This window comes from Agrobacterium sp., assembly GCF_059499945.1.
Genome location: NZ_JCABZP010000003.1, coordinates 371,015 through 395,846, shown reverse-complemented (window position 1 = coordinate 395,846; position 24,832 = coordinate 371,015). Strand labels below are relative to the sequence as shown.

Sequence of the window (24,832 nt, the reverse complement as noted above, 5' to 3'; positions counted from 1 at the left end):
TCAAGCCTCCTCCAAAGTGAAGCGTGTTAGTTCCTGCTTCTCCCCTGAAGTCTCAAGGAAAAACCGCGTCAGCAGGTTCTTGGCCGTCAGTTGCCGATATTCGGCCGTCGCACGCCAGTCCGTCAGTGGCGTGAAATCCTCATCCAGCGCATCGCGCGCCGCATCGATCGTTTCCTGCGACCACTCTTTGCCGAGAAGCGCTGCCTCCAGATGCGCGGCCCGTTTCGGCGTGCCGGCCATGCCGCCGAAGGCGATGCGGATATCTTCGACCGCGCCATCGGCGTCAAGCGTCAGGTTGAAGGCGGCGCACAGCGCGGAAATATCCTCGTCGCGCCGCTTGGAAATCTTGTAGACGGCGTAACGGCTTTCCGGCTTCCGGAACGGAATGAAGAGTTTTTCGACGAATTCGCCGCTCAGCCGGTCCTGTTTGCCGTAATCGACGAAATAGCTTTCCAGCGGCAGGCTGCGGTTGCCGGAAGACGAGCGCAGGGTGAGCGTCGTGCCGAGTGCGATCAAGGCGGGGGGCGTGTCGCCAATGGGCGAACCGTTGGCGATATTGCCGCCGATCGTGCCCATATTGCGCACCTGCTCGCCGCCGAGCCGGTCAAACAGCCGGGCAAGCGGCGGAAAATGTTCTGCAATGGTCTTGAAGGCCTGGCTGTACGTAACGCCGGCACCGAGCGTGATGCCGTTCTCATCCACAGCGATGGTCTGCAGATCCCCGAGATTGTTGATGAAGATGACAGGGTTCAGCGCCCGCATCTGCTTCGTCACCCATAGGCCGACATCGGTGCAGCCGGCAACGATGGTCGCCTTCGGCTCGGCAGCGTAAATCTCGGTCAGATCGGAAAGCGTTGCCGGAATGATGGTGCGATCCTCGCCTCTGACGACGGTGATCGTCTCGTTTTCGCGGATCGCCCAGAGCCTTGCCATGATGTCGGTGCGGTCGCGCTGCAGCGGGTCGAACAGCGCGCTTGGGCGCGCAGTGGCGATCTTTTCGGCGGCCTTCACGATCGGCTCATAGCCCGTGCATCGACAGAGATTGCCTTGCAGCGCCTTTTCGATATCAGCGCGGCCGGGGTTTTCGCTGGTAAGCCACAGGCCATAAAGCGACATGATGAAACCCGGCGTGCAGAAACCGCATTGCGAGCCGTGAAAATCCACCATGGCCTGCTGCACGGGGTGCAGCGTGCCGTCGCGGGCGGCCAGATGCTCAACGGTCACGATATGGGTGCCGTGCAGCGAGCCCAGAAAGCGGATGCAGGCGTTGACGCTTTCATAACGCAGAGAACCATCAAGCAGCCGCCCGACCAGCACCGTGCAGGCGCCGCAGTCACCTTCCGCGCAGCCTTCCTTGGTCCCGGTCAACCGCTTGCTGATGCGGAGGTAATCGAGAAGCGTGTCCGTCGGTCCGAAATCCTTCAACGAAACCGTTTCGTTGTTGAGGATGAAGCTGATCGCGTCCTTCATGCAATGCCCTGCTGTTTTGACCAGCTGCCGAGCCGGTTTCTTGTGATTATCTTGACGTATCTATGCACGCTCTTGCGCGCATATCGATTTCCGTTTTGGCAATTCATTGTTTCCATAACGGAAAGAAAATCTGGCAATTATTGCGCCGTCCAGCCGCCATCCACGGAAATATGGGTGCCGGTGATGTTGCTTGCGGCGTCGCTGGCCAGAAATATGGCGGCGGCGGCCACGTCATCGACGGTGACGAACTGCTTGGTCGCCTGCAGCTCCAGCATCACGTCGTTCTTCACCGCTTCTTCGCTGATGCCGCGCACCTTGGCCATCTCAGGTATCTGCTTTTCGACGAGCGGCGTGAGTACATAACCGGGACAGATGGCGTTGACGGTAACCCCGGTCTGGGCAAGCTCAAGCGCTGCCGTCTTCGTCAGGCCCATGATACCGTGTTTGGCCGCCACATAGGCCGATTTGAACGGTGAGGCGACGAGACCGTGGGCCGAGGAAATGTTGATGATGCGGCCCTTGCCGGCCTTCTTCATCAGCGGTATCGCGGCGCGCATGGTATGGAAGGAACTGGTCAGATTGATGGCGATGATCCAGTCCCATTTTTCCGTCGGAAACTCCTCGATGGGCGCGATATGCTGGATGCCGGCATTGTTGACGAGCACATCCACCGAGCCGAGTTTTTCGTGCGAGGACTGGATGAGGTCGGCGATCTCGTCCGGTTTCGTCATATCCGCGGGGTGGTAAAGCACACGCCCGCCGCTTTCGGCTTCCAGCAACAGCCGCAGTTTTTCGATCTCGTCTTCGTCGCCGAAGCCGTTCAGTACGATATTGGCGCCCTCCCGCGCAAATCTCTGCGCGATGGCAAGACCGATACCGCTTGTAGAGCCTGTCACGATAACTGTCCGATGCATGCTTTCCCCTTTTTGCATTACTTCGCACATGTTTAAGCAGCGTATGCCCAAAGGGGGCGGGCTGGCAATCGCGATTTCGGGTGAGGGTGACAGAGGGGTGAATCCGGCCACGCCCATCCATTTTTTCGAAGCTAAGCATCCAGATTTTGCGCCAGATTTTGCATTTGCCTGCGGGGGCGTCGGCCCCTATCTCTGAGGCAAGCAAACAGAGGTATCGTTTATGGAACTCGGTCTTTACACATTCGCGGATGTCAATCCCAACCCCGCCGATGGTCGCGGGCCGGAAGGCGCGCGCCGTCTCAAACATCTGCTGGAGGAAATCGAGCTTGCCGATCAGGTCGGGCTCGATGTTTTTGGCCTCGGTGAGCATCACCGTCCGGATTATGTCGTGTCCTCGCCCTCAACTGTGCTGGCGGCAGCCGCCGTGAAGACGAAGAACATTCGCCTGACGAGCGCCGTTTCGGTGCTGAGTTCGGATGATCCGGTGCGGGTGTTCCAACAATTCTCAACCGTCGATCTCCTGTCGAACGGCCGGGCCGAGATTATGGCCGGGCGTGGTTCCTTCATCGAATCCTATCCGCTGTTCGGTTACGATCTCGAAGATTACGACGTGCTCTTCGCTGAAAAGCTCGATCTGCTCTTGGCGCTGCGCGAACAGGAAATCATCACCTGGTCCGGCACCAAGCACCCGGCCATCAATGGGCGTGGGGTTTATCCGCGTCCGTTGCAGGAGCGTCTGCCGGTGTGGATCGCCGTCGGCGGCACGCCGCAATCGGTGGCGCGGGCTGGCGCGATGGGGCTGCCGGTGGCGCTTGCCATCATCGGCGGTGAATATCGTCGCTTTGCGCCGCTGTTCGATCTTTACCATGAGGCTGCGCGCAGGGCGGGTCAGGAAAAGACCAAGCTGCGCACCAGCATCAACGTGCATGGTTTCATTGCCGACACCACCGACAAGGCGGCCGACCAGTTTTACGGCCCGCAGGCGGAGGTGATGAACCGCATCGGTCGCGAACGCGGCTGGGGGCCGACGAACCGTGCCCATTTCGATGCGGCGCGCGGACCGGAGGGCAATCTCTTCCTCGGCGAACCGGAGCTGGTGGCGGAAAAGATCATCAAGGCGCATGGCGTGTTCAGGAATGATCGCTTCCTGCTGCAGATGGCCATCGGCCTGATGCCGCACGACCAGATCATGCGCGGCATCGAGCTTTATGGTACGAAAGTCGCCCCGATCGTCAGAAAAGAATTGACGGGGAGCGCCGATCCGGTGAAAGCCACGGCCTGATTATTACAAGGCGGGCGCTTTCAGACCCGCCAGACAGAACGACGGACAGAGACATGGTCATTTCCACCGAAGAAGAACTGGTTCTGCTCAAGGATATCGGTCGCCTTTGCGCCGTTGCCATGCAGACCATGGCGGACGCGCTGGAACCCGGCATCACCACGGCCGAGCTGGATGCTATCGGCCGCAAGGTGCTGGAGGATAATGGCGCGCAATCGGCGCCGGAGTTCTGCTACAAGTTCCCCGGGGCAACCTGCATCAGCGTTAACGAGGAAGTGGCCCACGGCATTCCGGGACCGCGTATCATCAAGGCGGGTGACCTCGTCAATATCGATGTCTCGGCCGTGAAGAACGGTTTCTTCGGCGATACCGGTTCGTCTTTTGCCGTGCCGCCGGTGAAGAAGGAAATCGAGCGCCTCTGCCGCGATGGCAAACGCGCCATGTGGACGGGTCTTCAGCAGGTGAAGACCGGCAGGCCGTTTGCCGATATCGGCAATGCCATCGGCGCTTTCGCGAAAAAGAACCGCTATACGCTGATCACCAATCTGGCGAGCCACGGCATCGGCCGCTCGCTGCATGAGGAGCCGAAGGAGCTGGCGACCTGGCCGGACAAGGACGAGCGCCGCATCATGCAGGAAGGCATGGTGTTCACCGTCGAGCCATTTCTGTCGACGGGAGCTTATTGGGCCGAGGACGGTGATGACGATCCATGGACGCTCTATAGCGATCCGAGTGCGCCGACGGTGCAGTATGAGCACACGGTTGTGGCGACGAAGAACGGGCCGCTGGTGCTGACGCTGGCCGAGTGAGGGTGGGGCTGTCGGGTTTCCATCTCCTCATCCCTGTGCTTGTCACAGGGATCCAGCCAGCCCAAGTCCTTGGGCTGAAAAGAGCCCTCTCGTCGCGCCGACGCGCGTCGGCTGGATTCCTGTGACAAGCGCAGGAATGAGGGTTGGAGGGCGCGGTGCCGTATCCTTCACCTGAGGTCTCGCACCGATAACGACCGCTTATGACGCCGATCAAAATAACTCGCTTGTCCCTTATCTGCCCCGTTGCGATAAGCCATGCATGAGCATCGACAAGCCACTTTCCGCCAAACATCTGACCGCACTCGGATTTTCCGGGGCGCTGATGATGGCCTCCGCCATGGGTTTCGGCCGTTTTTCCTTCACGCCCATCCTGCCCGGCATGATGGCGGATGTTCCGCTCTCGGCGGGGGATGCGGGGATCGTGGCTGCTGGCAACTTCGCCGGTTATCTGGCGGGTGCGGTTCTGGCCGCCTATTCATGGGGGTCGGGGCGGGAGCGGCTGGTGGCCCTTTGCGGCCTCTTTTCCACCGCTGCGCTGCTTCTTGCCATGGCCGCTTTCAGTTCCGTCGCGGCTTTCACCGTCATCCGGTTTCTTGCCGGTGTCGCCAGTGCAATGACCATGATCTTCACCTCGCAAATCGTTATCGGCCACGCCATGAAGGCGGGCAGGGACACGATCCAGGCGCTGCATTATGGCGGCGTCGGCGCGGGTATCGCGATTTCTTCGCTTGCGGTCTATCTGATCGGCGTCGTTTTTGACGGCGGTGGTTCCTCGTGGAGAGAGGAATGGATTGCGGGCGCGGTCTTTTCCTTCGTCACATTTCTTCTCGTCTTTCGCGTGCTTCCCGCTGGCCCGCCGCGACATGCATCCGCGGTGGCGGAGCCGCCGCTTCGCTGGACACGGCCGCTGGTTCTGACGACGCTCGCCTACGGGCTTTTCGGCTTCGGTTACGTCATCACCGCCACTTTCATCGTGGCGATAGCGCGCATGGCCGCCGCCGGTGCTTTCGTTGAGTTTCTCGCCTGGTTCATCACCGGTTGCGCCGCCGCCATTTCGCTTTTCCTCTGGAAACCGGTGCTGAAATCGCAGGGGCTGAAACGTGCTTTCGTGATCGTGCTGGCGCTGGAAGCCGTCGGCGTCTTCGCTTCGGTGATGCTGCCGCCCGTGCCGGGTGTTCTCGCCGGCGGCCTGCTTCTCGGACTGACCTTCATGGTCATCACCGCCTATGGCCTGCAGCTCGGCCGGGAATTTGCCGGGCCGAGCCCGCGCCGCGCCTTTGCGCTGATGACGGCCGCTTTCGGCACGGGCCAGATTGTCGGGCCGCTTGCCGCCGGCTGGATTGCTGAGGTGACGGGAAGTTTTACCGCGCCCAGCATTCTCGCTTCGGCCGTGCTCGTCGTCAGCATTCTCCTGATGCTGCCGGTGCTCGCCACGGAGCGGCGGAGCTAGGCCACGGGTCGTCTTTTCCTGCCTTTAATCTGGTGTTTCCCTTGGGGATTGTCCGCCGCGCACGCCTTACATCTTGTTAAGGTCAGCGCTTCTTCATTGCTGTGCACAAATTTCTGCCCTAGGTTCGGGCCATCTAGTGCTTCGCCAATAATGGCTGATTTCAAACGCGCGTGAGTTCGAAACGTGTTTCATTCCTTCTTTCCCAAACCGAAAATCTTCTTCACGTCGGCCATTATCTGGGCTTTTTTCGCCATTCTTGGATGGTACTTCATCGTTGAAGGGTTAGGTCGGTCTTGGGGCTATGTAATGCCTGAACAGGAACCCTACGATCTCAGCTACTTCCTGGTCCCGGCGAATCTGTTCTTTTACGGCTATCTCGCCTTGTGCCTGGCGGCGTTCGGCGGCGTGTGGACCGTTATCGCCAAGGATCATCCCTGGAAATACTGGTCCATCTGGGGATCGTTGCTGATTATCGCGGTGACCTATTTCGGCGTTCAGATTTCCGTCGTGATCAACAATTTCCGGCGGCCTTTCGGCGATCTTCTGCAAAATGCCCTTTCGAAACAGCCGGGTATCGAGGTCTGGGATTTCTACAGTCTTCAAATCGTCTTCGCCAAGATCGCCTTTCTCAGCATGGCCGTTTCGATCCTGACGGATTTCTTCACCAGCCATTATATCTTCCGCTGGCGAACCGCGATGAACGACTTCTACATGTCGAAATGGGAAAAGCTGCGTCACATCGAAGGTGCGTCCCAGCGCGTTCAGGAAGATACGATGCGGTTCTCCTCGACGCTCGAAGGGTTGGGCATCACGCTGATCAATTCGGTGATGACGCTCGTTGTGTTCCTGCCGATCCTGTTTGCGCTGTCGTCCTATGTCTCTGAATTGCCGATCCTCGGCGAAGTGCCGCATGCGCTGTTCTGGCTGGCGATTGTCTGGTCGGTGTTCGGTACGGTGCTTCTGGCGACGGTCGGCATCAAACTGCCCGGCCTGAACTTCCGCAACCAGCGTGTGGAAGCGGCTTACCGCAAGGAGCTCGTCTATGGCGAGGACCACGCCGACCGCGCTCAGCCGCCGACAGTCAAGGAACTCTACTCCAATGTGCGGAAGAATTATTTCCGCATGTACTGGCACTATCTCTATTTCAACGTCGCACGATATTTCTACATTCAGGCCGATGCGGTGTTCCTGCTTCTGATGCTCGTTCCGACCATCGTGGCGGGCAAGATCACCTATGGTATCTACCAGCAGATCGCCACGGCCTTCGGTCAGGTCAGCAATTCGTTCCAGTATCTCGTCAATTCCTGGACGACGATCATCGAGCTGCTTTCAATCCACAAGCGTCTTGTGGCCTTTGAGGCTGCGATTGACGACAAGCCCCTGCCGGATATTGATGAGCGTTATCTGAAGCGGGAAGCGGAAGCCGGTGAACTGGCGGCCAACAAGCCCTGAGTAAGAAAAGGCGGCCCCTCGGCCGCCTTTTGCACCTGTTGCTTCGGTCCAAGGAAGAAGCCCGAGGATGATCCGCGGTCGGGTTTAACCTTCGGTCTTCTGCTTCTTGCGCGCCTCGATCATCGGCATGGCTTCGGCATAGCTCACACAGGCGACATCGGTCTTGTGGCAGACCTCGCGCAGCAGCCGCTCATAGGCATTCCAATAGGCGCCGCCATTCATCTTCACGAAGTGAAAGCCCATCTGCAGGGGAATGCGCTCGCCATTATACTGCCTGTCAAAAGCGGTGCGGAAGGCGGCATAGGCGCGTTCCTCGAATTCCTTCGAACGATCCGGCGTCTCGATGCCGATGGAGTGGCGGATGAAGAGATTGTAGTCCATGGCGATGATCGGGCGGTTGCCCGGTCCTTCGGGAACGAGGGGCAGGCCGAAATGTTCGATGCCTTCGCGCTCCACCGGCCATTCCGGTCCCTTGGTGATGCTGGTGGCGTCATAAACGAAGCCGTGTTTTTTCTGCGCGGCGGTCAGCGCCGGGCCCTGTGAGAGATAGGGCGCACGGAAACCGTTGATGTTCTTGACCATCTCGCGCCAGCCTTCGGGCTCTTCGCCCTTCTTGCCGATCATCTGCCAGGCGTTTTCCAGCGTGCTTGTGAAGGTGGTGAATTCGCCATCCCATTGTTCCGCGGTCCACTGGCCGCCATCGAAATGGCCGCAGGTGTGGTTGCCGATCTCGTGACCTTCGCGATAGGCGGCCCAGATGTTTCTAAGCCTTGTCTCCACCTCTTCCGGCGACTGGCCGAAACCGACATTGGAACGGCCGGCCTTCTGGCCGGGACCCTGATAGGTCTTGGCGCTGGTCTTCCTGTCCATCACCAGCGTGCAGGCGAGGAAATAGGTGAAATGCGCGCCGACCTCCTTCGCCGTCGCCCGGCTTCTTTCCCACAGCGTATTGTCGCCCGCACCGTCGAAGGACACGATGACGAGCTGCTTCGGCTTCTGCGCCTCTTCGGCAAATGCGGGAAGGGCGGCGAGAAGCGACAGGGAAAAAGCGGTAAATGGGCGAAACATCAGTTATCCGTCATATGAAACACCGTGGCCTTTTGCGGGTGGAATAAGGCGAAGCTTTGAATAGTCTGGCGTTTTCATGACTTTCGGCCTAATTCCTGTTCTCAACTGCGGTGATAGGGCCGCTTCGTTCCACCGGGGGACCGTGTTCCATGCTTTTTCTCGCACTCTGTCTTGCCTTGTTTTTGCTGACGCATCTTTTGAAGGTGGTCGCGCCGCAATTTCGCGCCCGCATGATCGCGACGATGGGCGAAGGCCCTTTCAAGGGCGTTTATTCCGTCGTCAGCCTCGTCACGCTCGGGCTTGTCATCTATGCCTTCGGCGAAGCAAGGCAGGAGACGGGCATGTTGTGGTATCCGCCGGTCTGGATGAGCCATATCGCCGTGACCCTGATGCTGCCCGCGATGATCTGTCTTATCGCCAGCCTCATACCGGCTGGCCATATTGCGACGAAGACCAAGCATCCGATGGTCCTTTCCGTCAAGATCTGGGCGCTCGCCCATCTTCTGGCGAATGGCGAGACGTCTTCGATCCTCCTCTTCGCATCGTTTCTCGCCTGGGGCGTGGTGATGCGGATTTCGCTGAAGCGCCGGGAACGCGCGGGTGAAAAAGTGGTCCGCGACTTCGTTTCAAGCCGCTATGATCTGGTGGCCGTTGTCGGCGGCATCGTTCTGTGGGGTGCTTTCATCCTGAAACTGCACGAATGGTTGATCGGCGTTCAGCCCATCGCCATGTAGGAAATCAACGTTTCCCCCTTACATATCAGGCAAAATAGGCTAGAAGGCCGACCATGACCCGGTTGGCCTGACTTTCGTTGACCCGGGTAAGCGGCTTGGTATGTCCGCGAACGGATGGATCGGCGACGATCTCCGCGCGGGTAACGGAGAATTTGATGGCAAACGAAAATGATACCTTTATCCGCGAAGTGAACGAGCAGATCCGTTCCGAGCAGCTGTCGCGCTTCTGGGGCCGTTACGGTATCGTGGTCGTCGGCGCCGCCATTCTCGTGGTTGTGGGCGCCGCCGGCGCCGGTATCTACGAATACTGGAACACCAGCCGCGCTTCCAACTCCGGCGACCAGTTCCTCGTGGCGCTGAAACTTGCCTCGGAAAACAAGACGGATGAGGCGCTGAAGGCCTTCGCCGATCTCGAAACCTCCGGTCACGGCAATTACCCTGTTCTGGCGAAGTTCCGCTCGGCCACGCTGCTTTCGCAGAAGGGCGATGCGGCCGGCGCCATCGCCGCCTTCACCGCCATCGGCAACGACACCTCCGCACCGCAGGTCTTCCGCGATACCGCCAAGGTGCGTGCGGCATGGCTGCTGGTGGACAACGGCACCTATGACCAGGTCGTCGCCCTTGCGGAGCCCTTGAGCACCGACGGCCAGACCATGCGGGCGTCTGCCCGTGAGGCTCTGGGTCTTGCCGCCTATAAGGCTGGCGATTTCGCCAAGGCCAAACAATGGTTCGAGCAGATCATCAGCGACACGCAGGCGCCGCGCAACGTGACGAACCGCGCGCAGATCATGCTCGACAACATCACCGCTTCGGGCAAGGCTGCTTAAAGCCGCTTCGCCACGTAAGATCGCTCCGGCATTTCTTCGCATTGCCAAAGCGATCCAACTCTTTATTTTACGCATGTCTTTTGCCCAAAACAGGTAACGTTTTGGGCAGACTTGCTCTAGGGAACCAAGATCAATGAGCTTCACCGTCGCCATAGTCGGGCGCCCCAATGTCGGCAAGTCCACACTTTTCAACCGTCTGGTCGGAAAGAAACTGGCGTTGGTGGACGACACGCCGGGTGTCACCCGTGACCGCCGCCCCGGCGAGGCGAAGCTGGTCGACCTGCGTTTCACCATCATCGATACCGCCGGTCTGGAGCAATCCGGGCCGGAAACGCTTCAGGGCCGCATGTGGGCACAGACCGAAGCGGCGATTGACGAAGCCGATGTGACGCTGTTTGTCGTGGACGCCAAGGCGGGCCTGACACCGGCCGATGAGACGCTGGCCGAAATGCTGCGCCGTCGCGGCAAGCCGGTGGTGCTGGTGGCCAACAAGTCGGAAGCGCGCGGTTCCGACGCCGGTTTCTACGATGCCTTCACGCTGGGTCTCGGTGACCCTTGCCCGATTTCGGCCGAACATGGCCAGGGCATGATCGACCTGCGTGACGCCATTGTCGGGGCAATCGGCGAAGACGCCGCTTTCCCGCCTGAGGTGGATGAGGCGGAGACGGATATCGTTCTGCCACGCGGCGAGCCGGGCAGCGAGGACGAAGAAGACGAAGAGCCGGTTTATGACGAGACCAAGCCGCTGCGCGTCGCCATCATTGGCCGGCCAAATGCAGGCAAGTCGACGCTCATCAACCGTTTCCTCGGTGAAGACCGCCTGTTGACCGGCCCGGAAGCCGGCATTACCCGCGACAGCATCTCGGTCGAATGGGACTGGCGCGGCCGCACCATCAAGATGTTCGATACTGCGGGCATGCGCCGCAAGGCCAAGGTGACGGAGAAACTGGAAAAGCTCTCGGTCGCGGATTCGCTGCGTTCCATCCGCTTTGCGGAAACCGTCGTCATCGTGTTCGACAGCACCATCCCGTTCGAAAAGCAGGATCTGCAGCTGGTTGACCTCGTCATCCGCGAAGGCCGCGCCGCCGTGCTCGCCTTCAACAAGTGGGATCTGGTCGAAGACCCGCAGGCCTATCTTGCCGATCTGCGCGAAAAGACCGAGCGGCTTCTGCCGCAGGCGCGCGGCATCCGCGCCGTGCCGATTTCCGGCCAGACGGGCTATGGCCTCGACCGGCTGATGCAGAATATCATCGATACCGACAAGATCTGGAACCGCCGCATCTCGACCGCCAAGCTGAACCGCTGGCTGGATTCGCAGACGACGCAGCATCCGCCGCCGGCCGTTTCCGGCCGCCGCCTGAAGCTGAAATATATGACGCAGGTAAAGGCCCGCCCGCCGGCCTTCATGATTTCCTGCACGAGGCCGGAAGCCATTCCCGAGAGCTATACGCGTTACCTCGTCAACGGTCTGCGCAAGGATTTCGACATGCCGGGCGTGCCGATCCGGGTGCATTATCGCGGGTCGGACAATCCGTTTGAGAGCAAGGCGAAGAAGAGGCGGTAATCGGCCGCCGCTTTTGAAGCTCGGCGCTGCGGCGTATTTCTTCTCCCCGTGGGGAGAAGATGGCCCGAAGGGTCAGATGAGGGGGCAACCTCTCCGTATATCACGACCGTCGCCCCCTCATCCCACTGCGGCGACCTTCTCCCCGGCGGGGAGAAGAAACAAGGGGCACCAGCTCGCTCCAATTTCACTGTCCGGTTTTGAAGAGTAAAAACCATGTTGATCAAGCAGACCGACTATTTCAGGATTTACCGGGTCATCAACAGCCTGCTCCTCAGCCAGAATGCCGATCCTGCTTCGGCCTCCATGTATTTCAGCACCTTCGGCGCGTTCATCCTGCAGCAGCATTACAAGGTGAAGGCGGTGCCGAAGGGCGGGCTCGCGGCCTATAATCTCGGCGGAACGGTTTTGCTGTTCGCCGATCATCGCGAAGACGGTTATGTGACTGGCGCGGGCGAGAATTTCCACTGCTGGGTGGAGGCGGATGGATGGGCGATCGATTTCATGGCGCCCGCTTTTTCGCAAGGGGCCGATACGCTTGCGGTACCGGCAAAGATGTTCCAGCGGCCGCTCTCGGCCATGGCGGCCTCCATCAACGATCTCGGGCAATCCGGCGATTTCTTTTACCGCTCCGAGCCGGAAGCCACGGCCAAGCGCTTCGCCGACTGGCACAAACAGGCGATGATCGGCGATATGGCGAGCGTTGCCGCCAACTGGTTCCGCAAATCGCCCAAACAGATGGCGGCGTCGCTCTCGGTAACGGATCGGGATGGCAAGGCGCGGACCGTGCCGCTGTCCGGCCAAACGCTTGCCGGAGCATGGTGAAGGCAGGTTACGCGGTACGGCGTCGATCCCGAAGGTTTGGTAGGGAAAGGCCTTTTGATTTATAAGGGCGCCGGTGCTACGCAGACTGAGCTGCAACAGGAACGGGATCGACGTGCTCCTATGGCCGATGACACCATTTCAATAAGCTTCACGCCCGACCCGAAACATGTCCCTTCCTATGTCTACGGCTATCAAAATCAGGCTTATGAAAATTACAGCATGATTTTCGACAAGTCCTGGGCTCGCCATTTTTCCTCAGCGCGAGTCAAGCTGTCGATATTTGCGGGGCTGGCTGCGGCTTTCATCTATTCCATAAGCCTGCCGTGGTTTCCGGGCGTCTGGCCGGTGGTCGGTTATTGGGTGTTCGCCCCCGCACCGATCGTGGCTCTCGCCATCTGGTTTATTATCTGGCAGGGCGCGAGACGGGAGGCGAAATCCTATTATGAGGTTCTCGCTCACTGGAATATCGCCCACGAGCGAATGTATTCACCTCAAACGCAGATCGAGATCGGGCCTCAGGGCTACAAGCAGGTCACACGGCTGGACACCGTGCAACTGAGCTGGGCGCGCTATCATCTCGCAATCACGCCACCGGATAGTCTGGTGCTGGTTTTCCATGGGACGGTGGTCGTGATACCCAGCAGTGCCTTGCCGATCGCGCCAAAGGATGTTGTCGAGAAGATCAATCACTGGTGCGCTGCCCAGCAAAAAGAGCTTCTGCCCTTATCCTGAAGCGGCATCTCGAGGGATGTGGCGGGGTATCATCCGCAAAAAGGACGGCCAGCGTGTTCTCGCGGCAGCCGCCTGACGTCAATCAGCAGCCCGACCCCGTTCTAAAGATAACGGCAGTCGCGTCCTGATCGCCTTGTGACATTCCCGCTCGGTTTCGTCCACTGTTCCCAAAGAAAATCTCGGGGATTGCCTTCATGCAAGTTGGGAACGGGATAACAGCGGCAGCGATTTCCCGGCGGCGTGGATGACATTGTCGAGAAATTGCCTTGAGGCCTTTTCCCAGCTGTAGCTTTTGGAGAGCGCCAGCGCCGCCTGTGGCGAACAATGAAGCGCCGCCAGGCAGGCATCGCGAAGATTGTCGTCCAGCGCGCCGGCGGCGGGGTTGCCGCCAAGAATGTCGATCGGTCCGGTAACGGGGAAGGCGGCCACGGGCACGCCGCTTGCCAGCGCTTCCAGAATGGTGTTGCCGAATGTGTCGGTCTTCGAGGGGAAAACGAAGACATCGGCCTGCGCATAGGCATCGGCGAGGTCCTCACCGGTCTTGACGCCAGTGAACAGCACATCAGGATATTTTTCCTGCAATTCATGGCGGGCCGGGCCGTCACCGATGACGATCTTCGAGCCCGGCAGGTCGAGGTCGAGAAATTCCGGCAGGTTCTTCTCCACCGCCACACGTCCCACCGTCATGAAGATCGGCCTCGGCAGGTCGAAAGGCAGCTTTGCCTTCGGGCGGGGATGGAAAAGCTCGGCGTCGATGCCGCGGCTCCAGCGCTTCAGGTTGCGCACGCCGCGCGCTTCCAGCTCGGTCTCAAGGCTCGGGGTGGCCACCATGCAGGTGTTGCCGCCATTGTGGAACCAGCGCACGAAGGCATAAAGCCAGCTTTCCGGGACGGGGAAACGCGCCGCCACATATTCGGGAAAGCGTGTGTGATAGCTGGTGGAAAAACGCATGCGGTTCTTCACGCACCAGCGCCGCGCCATGAAGCCCAGCGGCCCTTCCGTCGCGATATGCACGAAGGAGGGCTGGCTTTTTTCGATCTCCGCCGCCACACGGCGATAGCCGGCGACGGAGAGGCGAATTTCCGGATAGGTGGGGCAGGGGATGCTGTAAAAACTCTGCGGCGTGACCATGCGCACATCCACACCCAGCCGCGCCAGTTCGGTGTTGGTATTTTCTATCGAGCGAACCACGCCGTTGACCTGCGGGTGCCAGGCATCTGTGACAATCGTGATTCTCGTCATGAAACACTGATCCTGCTCATCTGCGCGCGGGCGAATCCCCATTGCCCGGCTTCTGTCCGTATATGCGGCGTGCGTGTTACAGGATCATGTCAGGGCTTTTGACAGCGGGGAAGCGGCTGAGAGGAGGCTCTCCGCCGCGTAGACGCACGTCGGCCGGTTTCCGGTGACAAGCACAGGAATGAGGGGCAGATAGGGGGCTATCCCACCAGCGGAAGCAGCTCGGGGCTGATCAGCGCGCCGTGGTGACCGATGACGGTTGCCGCCGCCCTTGCGGCGAAGGTGGCCGCTTCCTCCGGGGAACTGCCGGTCACATAACGGGCGAGGAACGCGCCGTTGAAGCTGTCACCGGCGCTTGTCGTATCCACCACGTCCACGGCCTTTTCCGCCGGGGCGTGGCTGCGGCTGCCGCCGAAATCGAGCGTCGCACCCTTGGCGCCGTCCTTGACCACGATGTTTTCGACGCCGAGTGAACGATAGCGGTCGATGGTCGCTTCAACGGAAGCATCGCCGAAATGGCTCGCCTCGTCATCGAAGCTCGGCATGACAAGCTTGGCGGCGCGCGCACCGTTGGAAATGGTCTCGAGCATGTTGTCCTTGTCCGCCCACAGGCGCGGGCGGATGTTGGGGTCGAACACCACGAGCTTGCCCGCCGCCTTGGCGCGGCGCAGTTCCGCCAGAAACGTATCGACATCATGCGCGGAGGCGAGAATGGCGAGCGTGATGCCGGAGAAATAGACAACATCGGCGCTTTCGACCGTTTTGCGCAGATGATCCGCGTCCGCGGCCAGCTGTCTTGCCGCGGCGGCGTTGCGCCAGTAGCTGAAGGTGCGCTCGCCATCCTTCAGGTTGATGAGGTAAAGGCCGGGTGTGCCGCCCTTGATACGGCGGATTTTTTCGGTGCCGATGCCGGCATCGGCAATGAAGGCCAGCATGTCTTCCGAAAGCGGATCGTCGCCGAGTGCGGTGAAATAATCGACCGACCAGTCTTCCGGCAGGCAGGCGCGGGCATACCAGGCGGTATTGAACGTATCGCCCGCAAAACCCTTGCGCAGCAGCCCGTCGCCGGCCTGCGACAGTTCCACCATGCATTCGCCAATCGACAGAAACCGTCCGCCCACGCTGTCATCCTCCCGTTTTTTCCAGCCATGCGGCTTACGACGAGTGCGTGCCGCTGACAAGGGCGGTTTTGGCCGTTTGTGCATGTGCGAAGTTCCGGTTTACGCGGCCGCGTCGGCTTTATATTCTCCGCTCAAACCATCAGGAGATCGCCCATGCCGCTAACCCATGCCCCGGTCCACAAACCCCAAGCGCAATCGGACTGGTGGAAGGGAGCGGTGATCTATCAGGTTTATCCGCGCTCGTTTCAGGATACGACCGGTGACGGATATGGCGATCTTGCCGGGGTGACGAAACGTCTGCCCTATATCGCCTCGCTCGGTGTCGATGCCATCTGGCTCTCGCCCTTCTTCACCTCGCCCATGGCCGATATGGGTTATGACGTTTCCGATTATTGCAATGTCGATCCGATGTTCGGCACGCTTGCCGATTTCGACGCCCTGATGGCCGAGGCGCACCGGCTGGGCTTGAAGGTCATCATCGATCAGGTCATTTCGCACACCTCAGATCAGCATCCCTGGTTCGTGGACAGCCGTGCCAGCCGCACCAACAGCAAGGCCGACTGGTATGTCTGGGCCAATCCCAAGCCGGATGGCACGGCGCCGACAAACTGGCTTTCCGTGTTCGGCGGACCGGCCTGGGAATGGGACGGCGTGCGCAAGCAATATTACATGCACAGCTTCCTCGCCTCGCAGCCGGACCTGAATTTTCACAATCCCGAGGTTCAGGATGCTCTTCTCGAAACCGTGCGCTTCTGGCTGGATCGCGGCGTGGACGGTTTCCGGCTCGATACCGTCAACCACTATTTCCACGACAAGCTTTTGCGCGACAACCCGCCGCTTTTCGACGAGGAAAGTTTTGGTCTCGATGCGTCCGACGTCAATCCCTATGGCATGCAGGATCATCTCTACGACAAGACCCGGCCGGAAAACGTGGCTTTCCTGAAGCGTTTCCGCGCGCTGCTCGATGAATATGAAGGCCGCGCCACGGTGGGCGAGGTGGGTGACGGGGCTCGGTCGCTGAAGACGGTTGCGGCCTATACGTCCGGCAACGACAAGCTTAACATGTGCTACACCTTCGATCTGCTGGGACCGGATTTCAGCGCCAAACACTTACGCGGTTCGGTCGAGACCTTCGGCAAGGTGGTAACGGATGGCTGGGTCTGCTGGGCCTTTTCCAACCATGACGTGGTGCGACACCTCAGCCGGTTTTCTGAAGGTACTGAAGAACAGACACGGGTTGCGAAGCTCGCCATCTGTGTCCTCGCCAGCCTGCGCGGCTCCATCTGCCTTTATCAGGGCGAGGAGCTGGGTTTGACCGAGGCCGAACTTGCCTTCGAGGATTTGCGCGATCCCTACGGCATCCGCTTCTGGCCCGCCTTTAAGGGCCGTGACGGGTGCCGCACGCCGATGGTGTGGGAGACCGGCAAGCCGAATGCCGGCTTTTCAAGCGCTGAAAAGCCCTGGTTGCCGGTGCCCTATGTCCATGCCATGCAGGCCGTGGATGCGCAGGAGCGCAAGCCGGATTCGGTTCTGAACCACTATCGTGCGGTTTTGTCTTTCCGCAAAGGTCACGGCGCGCTGCGCGATGGGGACATGCACTTCATCAAGACCAATCTCGATGTGCTGGCCTTCACGCGCCAGAAGGGCGACGAAAAACTGCTGTTCGTTTTCAACCTGACGCGCGACGCCCTGGAATTTCCGATACCGAAAGGCATGCGGGTCACGGATATCCTGCCGATGCCGGGTTTCGCGCCGCTGTTCGATGCGGGGATTGTCAAGCTCGATGGGCTGGATGTGTTTTGCGGGACAGTTGTATGAGCGGTCCATTCGTCATCGGAAACGCTGCCGACTATCGGGATGACTGGTGTCTTTTGCGACACCGCCTGTGGCCGGATACCACGCCTGACGAACATAGGGCGGAGTTGCAGGACGTCTCCGACGCCGGGGCTGGATTTATTGTCCACGATCCGGCGGGAGCGGCCATTGGTTTTGCCGAGGTCAGTCTGCGGCGGGATTACGTCAACGGCTGCGACACGTCGCCCGTGGCGTTTCTCGAGGGAATTTATGTCGAGGAGACGTTTCGCAGACAGGGCGTTGCCGCAGCGCTCGTGGTCGAAGTAACCCGCTGGGCCATCAGCCAGGGCGTCACCGAACTCGCATCCGATGCCGATATTGCAAATGTCGATTCCCATCGCATGCATGCGGCGCTGGGATTTGAGGAAACGGAGCGGGTGGTTTATTTCCGCAAGCTTCTGCCTTCGGATTGAGGGGCAGAGGCACAGCAGATGCTTCCCTCATTCCTGTGCTTGTCACAGGAATCTAGCCAGCCCAAGTCGTTGGGCTGAAAAGACTCTCTCGCCGCGCAGACGCGCGTCGACTGGATTCCTGCGACAAGCACAGGAATGAGGCTGGCGTTTCATGCGTGTTTCCCGTCTTCCGCCGAGGCATTTTCCGCCAATCAGATCAGCGCAAACCGATCCACATCCACCATGCCCATATCCGAAATCTTCAAATGCGGAATGACGGGTAGCGGCAGGAAGGCCACTTGCAGGAAGGGTTCTTCCAGCGTCGTGCCGAGCGCATAGGCTGCTTTTCTGAGTGTGTGCAGCGTATCGCGAACGGTCTCATAGGGTTCGAGGCTCATCAGCCCGGCCACGGGCAAAGCGATCTCGCCGGTGACCCTGCCGTCTTCCACCACCACGAAACCGCCCTTGATTTCGCCGAGCCGGTTGGCGGCCAGCGCCATGTCGTCCTCGTTGACACCGACGACGCAGATATTGTGGCTGTCATGGCCGACGGTTGAGGCGATCGCGCCCTTCTTCAGGCCGAAGCCCTGAACGAAACCATTGGCGTGGTTGCCGTTCCTGCCATGGCGTTCGATGACGGCAACCTTGATGATGTCGTTCTCAAGATCGACGGTGGTCTGGTTGCCATCCGTCGGCAGCTTGTAGCGGCGGTGCTCGGTAATGATCTTGCCGGGAAGCACGCCCATGACCGGGCTTTCGCCCTCCGTGACCGGCACGCCGAAATGGGCCGCCAGCACCGGCCTTGCCTTGACGCTGTCGAGACCGACGGGTGCAACTGGTTTGCGCGTGGCAAACAGGGCGTCATCGACGATCCGGCCGCCGGAAAGCACCATGCTGGCCTTGCAGTTCTGCAGGCTGTCGACGACCACGAGATCGGCGCGCCAGCCCGGTGCAACGAGACCACGATCGCGTAGACCGAAGGCCTTGGCGGCGGAAATCGAGGCGGCGCGGTAGATGGCGAGCGGCTCGACGCCGCTGGCGATCGCCGTGCGGATCATATAGTCGAGATGGCCCTGTTCGGCGATATCGAGCGGGTTGCGGTCATCGGTGCAGAGCGCCAGATAGGGCGACAGTCGCTCGGTTATGATTGGCATCAGGGCGTGCAGGTCCTTCGAGACCGAGCCTTCGCGCACCAGAATATGCATGCCCTTGCGGATTTTCTCCAGCGCCTCCGGGGCGCTGGTGCATTCATGTTCGGTGCGGATGCCGGCGGCGAGATAACCGTTCAGCGCCGTTCCGGACAGAAGTGGCGCGTGCCCGTCGATATGCTGGCCCTGGAAGGCCTCGAGCTTTGCCATGCACACCGGGTCCTTGTGGATGACGCCGGGAAAATTCATGAATTCGGCAAGGCCGATGACCTTCGGATGATCGCGGAACGGCAGCAGCTTTTCGATCGGCAGATCGGCGCCTGATGTTTCCAGATGGGTCGCGGGCACGCAGGAGGAGAGCTGCACGCGAATGTCCATGATGGTTTCCATGGCGCTGTCGAGGAAGAACTGAAGCCCCTCAACACCGAGAACATTGGCGATCTCGTGCGGGTCGCAGATGGCGGTGGTAACGCCATAGGGCAGAACGCAGCGGTCGAATTCGTGCGGTGTCACCAGTGACGATTCGATGTGGAGATGCGTATCGATGAAACCCGGAACGACGATTTTTCCGGAAATGTCGATTTCCTGTCGGCCCTTGTAGTTCTCGCAGGTGCCGACGATGGTGTCGCCACATATGGCGATATCCGACGCGACGAGTTCTCCGGTAACGAGGTCGAAGAAGCGTCCGCCCTTGAGAACCATGTCCGCCGGTTCACGGCCCGTACCCTGGTCGATGCGCGTTTCAAGTCTGGAATTCATGCGGGTTTCTTCGGCTCCTGGTTTGCGTCGTATGCGATAGTTTTCACTATTTACATTCTAAGGTTGTTTCTTGGTCTATTTGGATTGATTCTTTGGGTTTTAAATATATCCGGAGTAAAAAATTTTCATATTTGTGTTATCTAATCTTTCGAGGTTCAAGTTTAGGCAAATTGGGAAGGCTTGACTTCACCTTTGTAGTTTAACCGGTTACACGCCGGCATTTTTACGAATTACGGTTTCAGGCTATCATTCCCGGGAAGGAAAATAAAAGCATCTGATGCTCAAACGAATTTCCACCCAGCAACTGACGCTTGGCATGTTTATCGAAGCGGTCGAAGGAACGCTTTCGAACCAGGGATTTTTAAAGCGGCACCGCTTTCTTTTGCGGCATGAGGAATTAATGCGTCAATTGAAATTGAGCGGCGCCGAAAGCATCGTCATCAACACGGCCAAGGGGCACGACACCGAAGGCAGCAAGCGTTCTGCAGCCGTTTCACCGCCATTGTGCAATTGCCCGGAAACCGTGGCTGCCGTTACTCATGCCGTACGCTCGGCCGCCGATACCATTGCCGAAACCTTTGCCTCCGCTGAAGCCGGCGGCAGTGTCTCGCTGAAGGGCATGGCTGCGGCGGCGGGCAAGATTTCCGATGCCGTGCAGTCGAACCCGGCGATTTTCATCGGCGTCACCCGCCTGAAATCGAAAGACGAAACGACCTTTGTGCACTCGGTCTCCGTCAGCGGCCTGATGATTCTTTTCGGTAATTATCTCGGGCTCGACAGGGGAACAGTCAATCTGCTCGGCATCAGCGGGTTGCTGCATGATATCGGCAAGGTGGAAATCCCCTCATCGATCCTCAACAAGGCGGAAGGATTGAGCGCCAGCGAGCGGGAGATCATCAATCTTCACCCGGCATTCGGCCGGGATATATTGTCGCGCAACGCGCAGATGCCATCAATGGTGCTTGATGTCTGCTTCAATCATCATGAGCGGATGGATGGCGGCGGTTATCCGAGTGGCCGTGCGGGTGGCGAGATCAGCCTTTACGCCCGTATCGCGGCGGTCTGCGACGTCTATGACGCCGTGACCTCGGTCAGGCCCTACAAGAAGCCGTGGACGGCGAATGAAGCGCTGACATGGATGCTGCGCCGGGAGGGGCATTTCGACATGCAGCTTCTGAAAAAGTTTGCCCTGTGTATTTCGGCCTCGCTGCCGAGGGGTTAGCTGCCGAAGATGATCGCCATGTTGAGGCTGTCGATGTGACGCCCGTCGATCAGGACGGCGTCGCGCGCTCGGCCTTCATGCACAAAACCGATCTTTTCATAAAGCGCAATTGCTCTCGCATTGTCCGCATGTACGCTTAGCTCGACACGATGCAGCCCGCATTGACGGGCGGCATCGAGTGTCCGCCGCATCAGCCGCGCGCCAAGTCCCTTGTCACGATAGGCGGGCAGGATGCCCATGCCGAGCGTGCCGCAATGGGCGCGGGTTGCTCTGCTCTGGCGGCGAATATCGCACCAGCCGGCCACCTCCCCATCCGCAATCGCCACGAATTGCGGATGGTCGTTTTCGATCATGTCGAGAACGAAGGCGCGAACCGAATCGAGCGGCGGCGCCTCCAGGAAGCTCAGATATTTCCGCTCGCGCGATACCGCATCGAGAGCACGGTGAAAGCTTTCAACGTGCTCCGCCCGGATGGGTTCGATGCTGATGGCGTCGGTAGCCACCATCATGCCGCCTTGGTTTTCGCCTTGCGGGTCAGATGCACCACGACATTCTCGATCATGCGCATGCCGGCGTCCTGGCCGAGCGTCATGATCGATTCCGGGTGGAACTGAACGGCGGCAACGGGTTCCTTGGCGTGTTCGATGCCCATGATCGTGCCGTCCTCGCTTTCCGCTGTGATGATGAAATCACGCGGCAGGGTGGCGGGGTCGGCGAAGATCGAGTGGTAACGGCCGACGGTCACTTCCTTGCCGAGACCGGAGAAGACGAGGCCGGGTTCCAGCACGCGGATGCGCGAGGGCTTGCCGTGCATCGGCACCGCAAGCTGGCGAAGCTCGCCGCCATAGGCTTCCGCCAGCGCCTGAAGGCCGAGGCAGACGCCGAAGATCGGCAGGTCACGGGCGCGGGCGGCCTTGATCGTCGCCTTGCAGTCGAAATCCGTCGGGCTGCCCGGTCCGGGCGAGAGCACGACCAGATCGGGCTGGAAGCGATCGAACACATCAGCTGCGACCGGCGATCTGACAGTGGAAACCGTGGCACCCGTCTGGCGGAAATAATTCGCCAGCGTGTGCACGAAACTGTCCTCGTGATCGACGAGCAGGATCTTGACGCCGTTGCCCACCTTGGCCGCATCGCGCTTGGTGGCGGCCGAGTTGGTGCCCTTTGCATCGCGAATGGCTGATATCATGGCGGATGCCTTCAGTTCGGTTTCGGCTTCTTCTTCCTGCGGGTTGGAATCGTTGAGCAGCGTCGCACCGGCGCGCACTTCTGCGATGCCGTCCTTGATGCGGATGGTGCGCAGCGTCAGGCCGGTATTCATGTCGCCGTTGAAGCCGACCATGCCGATCGCGCCGCCATACCAGGCGCGCGGGCTCTTTTCATGGCCTTCGATGAAGCGCATGGCCCACAGCTTGGGCGCACCGGTGACGGTGACGGCCCATGCGTGGCTGAGGAAGCCGTCAAAGGCGTCCATATCGTCGCGCAGGCGACCCTCGATGTGGTCGACCGTGTGGATGAGGCGCGAATACATCTCGATCTGGCGGCGGCCGATGACCTTCACCGAACCTGGCTCGCAGACGCGGCTCTTGTCGTTGCGGTCCACATCCGAGCACATGGTCAGCTCGGATTCGTCCTTTTTCGAGTTGAGCAGTTTCAGGATCTGCTCGCTATCAGCAATCGGATCGTCACCGCGCTTGATGGTGCCTGAGATCGGGCAGGTCTCGATGCGGCGGCCGGAGACGCGCACGAACATTTCCGGCGACGCGCCGACCAGGTATTCCTGATGGCCGAGATTGATGAAGAAGGAATAGGGCGAGGGATTGATCGCCTTCAGGCGGCGCGAAATCGCTGATGGATTGCTTTCGCAGCGTTCCATGAACTTCTGGCCGGGAACGACCTCGAACAGATCGCCGCGGCGGAAGCTTTCCTTGGCCTTCACGACAAGTTCGGAATATTCGCCGGGACGGTGATCGCCCTTGGGCGGGATCGTGTCGGTGGTCTTGAACGGCTCGGGTGTGATTTCGGAGGACTTGCCGTCCGTCGTCACGCCGGCCTTTTCGAAATCGTAGCGGTCGATCCAGGCCTTGGCGGAATAGTGGTCAACGACGAGGATTTCATCGGGCAGGAACAGCACCATGTCGCGCTGGTCTTCCGGCCGCGCCAGCGACAGCTTGATCGCGTCGAACTGGAAAGCGAGATCGTAACCGAAAGCGCCGAACAGGCCGATGGCCGAATCCGCATTCGAATAGAAGAGGTCGACGATGGCGCGCAGTGCGGTGAAGACGGTCGGGATCTTCGAGCGTTCTTCTTCGGTGAAGACGCGGTCCGGCTCGTTGACGGTGAGATCGAGGCGGCGTGTGGTGGAAGCGCCAAGCGTGAGATCGGGCGTCGCCTTCAGCTTTTCGGTGATGAAGCCAAGCAGCACTTCGCCACGGCCATTATAGGCCTCGATCCACATCTTGCGGCCAAAACAGGAGATACCGAGCGGCGGATCGATGATGGCCGTATCCCAGCGGGTGTAACGGCCGGGATATTCATAGTTGGACGAGAATACCGCGCCGCGATGGGAATCGAGCTTTTCGATATAATTATCGATGGCGTTGGCATAGTCGGCGGGCCGGCGTTTTCGGCTGACCTTGATGCCGCCTTTCGTCTCGTAGGTTTCCGCTCCGTCATCCTGAATGATCGTTACCATTTCTTTCGTACTTCCTGTTGTTCAGGCCCGATGACAGGCGGCAAAATAACAAAAAAGCCGCCTGAAAATTCGGGCGGCTTGGACTTTGTCTGAAGACATGACTGGTCAAGGCCGCGAAAAGCTGCCCCACCACCAGTTAGCAATGTTCTTAGACACGATATTCATGGGAAAATTGTTAGCGTGCACGATCCGCCTTGGCAAGCGGATTTCGGCAAGGGAGTGAACCTTACCGGCCGCCGCTGCGTTGCTCTCCTGCCGAAACGGTCAGGAGTGCCCCGAAAAATGCTTCATCGTCTGTGTCTTCTGGTAGCCACCCTCGCATTGATTTCCGCCTCTGAACCGCCGGCGCAGGTACCGGTGCCGCAGCCAAAACCGGGCGAGGGGCAATCCTCCACCCCCTCTGAAAAACCATCGGACGAGATGCCGCAAAGCCCGGCGGAAGCGCCGAAACCGGCCCCTAAACCGCAGCGCCCGGAAGAGCAGAAACCGGACGCGAAGCCGCAGGCTTCGGAGGAGCAGAAATCGGATGATGAAAAGACACCCGCTGATAAAGGTTCCGATGACGCCAGAAAGGAAGGCGAGGGCAAGGACGACGGGGAGCGTAAGAAGCCCGGTGACGAGGCGGCCAAACCCGACGAGAAACCACCGGAGCCGGTGAAACCGGAAGATCCGGCCGCACTTCAGGCATGCCTTGGCGCGTTGAAGGAGATCGGCGCTGAGTTCAAGCAGCTTGAGCCGATCCGCGATGCCGAGCAGGGCTGCGGCATCGAAGCGCCTGTCGAGCTTTCCGTGGTTCTGCCCGGTATCAAGCTGGAACCATCGGGCACCATGCGTTGCGAAACCGCGCTTGCGCTTTCCCGCTGGACCAAGGAGATGATGTTGCCGGCGGCGGCTCTCGCTTTGCCGGAGAAAAAGGTGACGGCCATCGCCAATGCCTCGACCTATATCTGCCGCAACCGCAACAGCGCGGAAAACGGCAAGATTTCCGAACATGCCAAGGGCAATGCCGTGGATATTTCCACCATTTCCTTCGACAAGGGCGAGCCGCTGGTGATGAAGCCGCGGGTCGAGGACGGGACGCCGGAAGGCGCTTTCCAGCGCACGATTACGGCCGCCGCCTGCCTGTTCTTCCGCACGGTTCTTTCGCCCGGCAGCGACGCGACCCATCAGGATCACCTGCATCTCGACGTGCTGGAACGCAAGGGCAGCTATCTCTATTGCCGCTGACAAAAAAGGGGCGACCCGAAGGCCGCCCCGACTGGAGATGATATTTCCGCCCGG

General features: G+C 59.8%; 21 protein-coding genes. 13 read left to right on the top strand and 8 right to left on the bottom strand.

What is annotated here, in order from left to right:
* Positions 1 to 1,470 carry a xanthine dehydrogenase small subunit gene (gene xdhA / locus AC5I5B_RS04080; RefSeq protein WP_111834685.1) on the bottom strand — a complete coding sequence of 490 codons (1,470 nt, stop codon included), beginning with the start codon at positions 1,468 to 1,470 and terminating at the stop codon, positions 1 to 3.
* Between the two features lie 137 nt (positions 1,471 to 1,607).
* Positions 1,608 to 2,384, bottom strand: a complete 777-nt coding sequence (locus AC5I5B_RS04075) for a 3-hydroxybutyrate dehydrogenase (RefSeq protein WP_003510356.1) — start codon at positions 2,382 to 2,384, stop codon at positions 1,608 to 1,610.
* Between the two features lie 220 nt (positions 2,385 to 2,604).
* On the opposite strand from AC5I5B_RS04075, the gene AC5I5B_RS04070 reads away from it, so the two are divergent.
* The 4 genes from AC5I5B_RS04070 to sbmA all read left to right on the top strand — a co-directional run bounded on the left by AC5I5B_RS04070 (position 2,605) and on the right by sbmA (position 7,374).
* The gene (locus tag AC5I5B_RS04070; RefSeq protein WP_003510358.1) at positions 2,605 to 3,666 is read left to right on the top strand and encodes an LLM class flavin-dependent oxidoreductase; all 1,062 of its coding nucleotides are present in this window, start codon (positions 2,605 to 2,607) and stop codon (positions 3,664 to 3,666) included.
* 53 nt (positions 3,667 to 3,719) lie between these two features.
* A complete protein-coding gene (map, locus tag AC5I5B_RS04065) occupies positions 3,720 to 4,472 on the top strand; it encodes a type I methionyl aminopeptidase (RefSeq protein WP_003510360.1) in 753 nt (250 codons plus the stop codon).
* Positions 4,473 to 4,731: 259 nt separating this feature from the next.
* Positions 4,732 to 5,922, top strand: coding sequence for an MFS transporter (locus tag AC5I5B_RS04060; RefSeq protein WP_111834686.1), 1,191 nt, complete (start codon positions 4,732 to 4,734; stop codon positions 5,920 to 5,922).
* A 183-nt stretch (positions 5,923 to 6,105) separates the two neighbouring features.
* Positions 6,106 to 7,374: a peptide antibiotic transporter SbmA gene (gene sbmA, locus AC5I5B_RS04055; RefSeq protein ID WP_060727457.1), complete on the top strand. Its 1,269-nt coding sequence runs from the start codon at positions 6,106 to 6,108 to the stop codon at positions 7,372 to 7,374.
* Positions 7,375 to 7,458: 84 nt separating this feature from the next.
* On the opposite strand, the gene AC5I5B_RS04050 is transcribed toward sbmA, so the two are convergent.
* Complete coding sequence (locus AC5I5B_RS04050; protein ID WP_111834687.1) at positions 7,459 to 8,442, bottom strand: polysaccharide deacetylase family protein; 984 nt, start codon at positions 8,440 to 8,442, stop codon at positions 7,459 to 7,461.
* Between the two features lie 149 nt (positions 8,443 to 8,591).
* Between AC5I5B_RS04050 and AC5I5B_RS04045 the strand changes: the two genes are divergently transcribed.
* The 5 genes from AC5I5B_RS04045 (at position 8,592) to AC5I5B_RS04025 (ending at position 13,121) form a co-directional block, all read left to right on the top strand.
* Positions 8,592 to 9,176, top strand: coding sequence for an NnrU family protein (locus AC5I5B_RS04045; RefSeq protein ID WP_060725187.1), 585 nt, complete (start codon positions 8,592 to 8,594; stop codon positions 9,174 to 9,176).
* Between the two features lie 155 nt (positions 9,177 to 9,331).
* The gene (locus AC5I5B_RS04040; protein ID WP_003510369.1) at positions 9,332 to 10,003 is read left to right on the top strand and encodes a tetratricopeptide repeat protein; all 672 of its coding nucleotides are present in this window, start codon (positions 9,332 to 9,334) and stop codon (positions 10,001 to 10,003) included.
* Positions 10,004 to 10,136: 133 nt separating this feature from the next.
* Positions 10,137 to 11,567 (top strand): ribosome biogenesis GTPase Der, encoded by a 1,431-nt coding sequence (gene der, locus AC5I5B_RS04035; RefSeq protein ID WP_107675857.1) that lies wholly within the window; start codon positions 10,137 to 10,139, stop codon positions 11,565 to 11,567.
* Between the two features lie 213 nt (positions 11,568 to 11,780).
* Positions 11,781 to 12,389 carry a DUF2026 family protein gene (locus AC5I5B_RS04030; RefSeq protein WP_111834688.1) on the top strand — a complete coding sequence of 203 codons (609 nt, stop codon included), beginning with the start codon at positions 11,781 to 11,783 and terminating at the stop codon, positions 12,387 to 12,389.
* A gap of 120 nt (positions 12,390 to 12,509) precedes the next feature.
* Positions 12,510 to 13,121 (top strand): hypothetical protein, encoded by a 612-nt coding sequence (locus AC5I5B_RS04025; RefSeq protein WP_004430076.1) that lies wholly within the window; start codon positions 12,510 to 12,512, stop codon positions 13,119 to 13,121.
* Between the two features lie 192 nt (positions 13,122 to 13,313).
* Here AC5I5B_RS04025 and AC5I5B_RS04020 read toward each other — a convergent pair whose 3' ends face one another.
* Positions 13,314 to 14,363 carry a bifunctional monoglucosyl/glucuronosyl diacylglycerol synthase gene (locus AC5I5B_RS04020; protein WP_004430079.1) on the bottom strand — a complete coding sequence of 350 codons (1,050 nt, stop codon included), beginning with the start codon at positions 14,361 to 14,363 and terminating at the stop codon, positions 13,314 to 13,316.
* Positions 14,364 to 14,560: 197 nt separating this feature from the next.
* The gene (locus tag AC5I5B_RS04015; protein WP_004430082.1) at positions 14,561 to 15,481 is read right to left on the bottom strand and encodes a sugar kinase; all 921 of its coding nucleotides are present in this window, start codon (positions 15,479 to 15,481) and stop codon (positions 14,561 to 14,563) included.
* A 153-nt stretch (positions 15,482 to 15,634) separates the two neighbouring features.
* Here AC5I5B_RS04015 and bglA point away from each other — a divergent pair, with 153 nt between their 5' ends.
* Together bglA and aac(6') are read left to right on the top strand one after the other, a co-directional pair.
* Positions 15,635 to 17,299: a beta-galactosidase BglA gene (bglA, locus tag AC5I5B_RS04010; protein WP_111792264.1), complete on the top strand. Its 1,665-nt coding sequence runs from the start codon at positions 15,635 to 15,637 to the stop codon at positions 17,297 to 17,299.
* A complete protein-coding gene (gene aac(6'), locus AC5I5B_RS04005; protein WP_111784868.1) occupies positions 17,296 to 17,748 on the top strand; it encodes an aminoglycoside 6'-N-acetyltransferase in 453 nt (150 codons plus the stop codon). The genes bglA and aac(6') overlap by 4 nt, the downstream gene beginning before the upstream one ends.
* 191 nt (positions 17,749 to 17,939) lie before the next feature.
* Here the strand turns inward: aac(6') and ade are convergent, their stop codons facing one another.
* A complete protein-coding gene (gene ade, locus AC5I5B_RS04000) occupies positions 17,940 to 19,634 on the bottom strand; it encodes an adenine deaminase (RefSeq protein ID WP_004430092.1) in 1,695 nt (564 codons plus the stop codon).
* A 277-nt stretch (positions 19,635 to 19,911) separates the two neighbouring features.
* Here ade and AC5I5B_RS03995 point away from each other — a divergent pair, with 277 nt between their 5' ends.
* Entirely contained in the window at positions 19,912 to 20,856 is a 945-nt protein-coding gene (locus AC5I5B_RS03995) for an HD-GYP domain-containing protein (RefSeq protein ID WP_080866346.1), read from the top strand.
* On the opposite strand, the gene AC5I5B_RS03990 is transcribed toward AC5I5B_RS03995, so the two are convergent.
* Positions 20,853 to 21,365: a GNAT family N-acetyltransferase gene (locus AC5I5B_RS03990; protein ID WP_162695560.1), complete on the bottom strand. Its 513-nt coding sequence runs from the start codon at positions 21,363 to 21,365 to the stop codon at positions 20,853 to 20,855. The genes AC5I5B_RS03995 and AC5I5B_RS03990 overlap by 4 nt on opposite strands.
* Entirely contained in the window at positions 21,362 to 23,551 is a 2,190-nt protein-coding gene (locus tag AC5I5B_RS03985) for an anthranilate synthase (protein WP_065695268.1), read from the bottom strand. Before AC5I5B_RS03985 ends, AC5I5B_RS03990 begins: the two co-directional genes overlap by 4 nt.
* A gap of 282 nt (positions 23,552 to 23,833) precedes the next feature.
* Between AC5I5B_RS03985 and AC5I5B_RS03980 the strand changes: the two genes are divergently transcribed.
* Positions 23,834 to 24,778 carry an extensin-like domain-containing protein gene (locus tag AC5I5B_RS03980; protein WP_111781823.1) on the top strand — a complete coding sequence of 315 codons (945 nt, stop codon included), beginning with the start codon at positions 23,834 to 23,836 and terminating at the stop codon, positions 24,776 to 24,778.
* Positions 24,779 to 24,832: the final 54 nt, after the last annotated feature.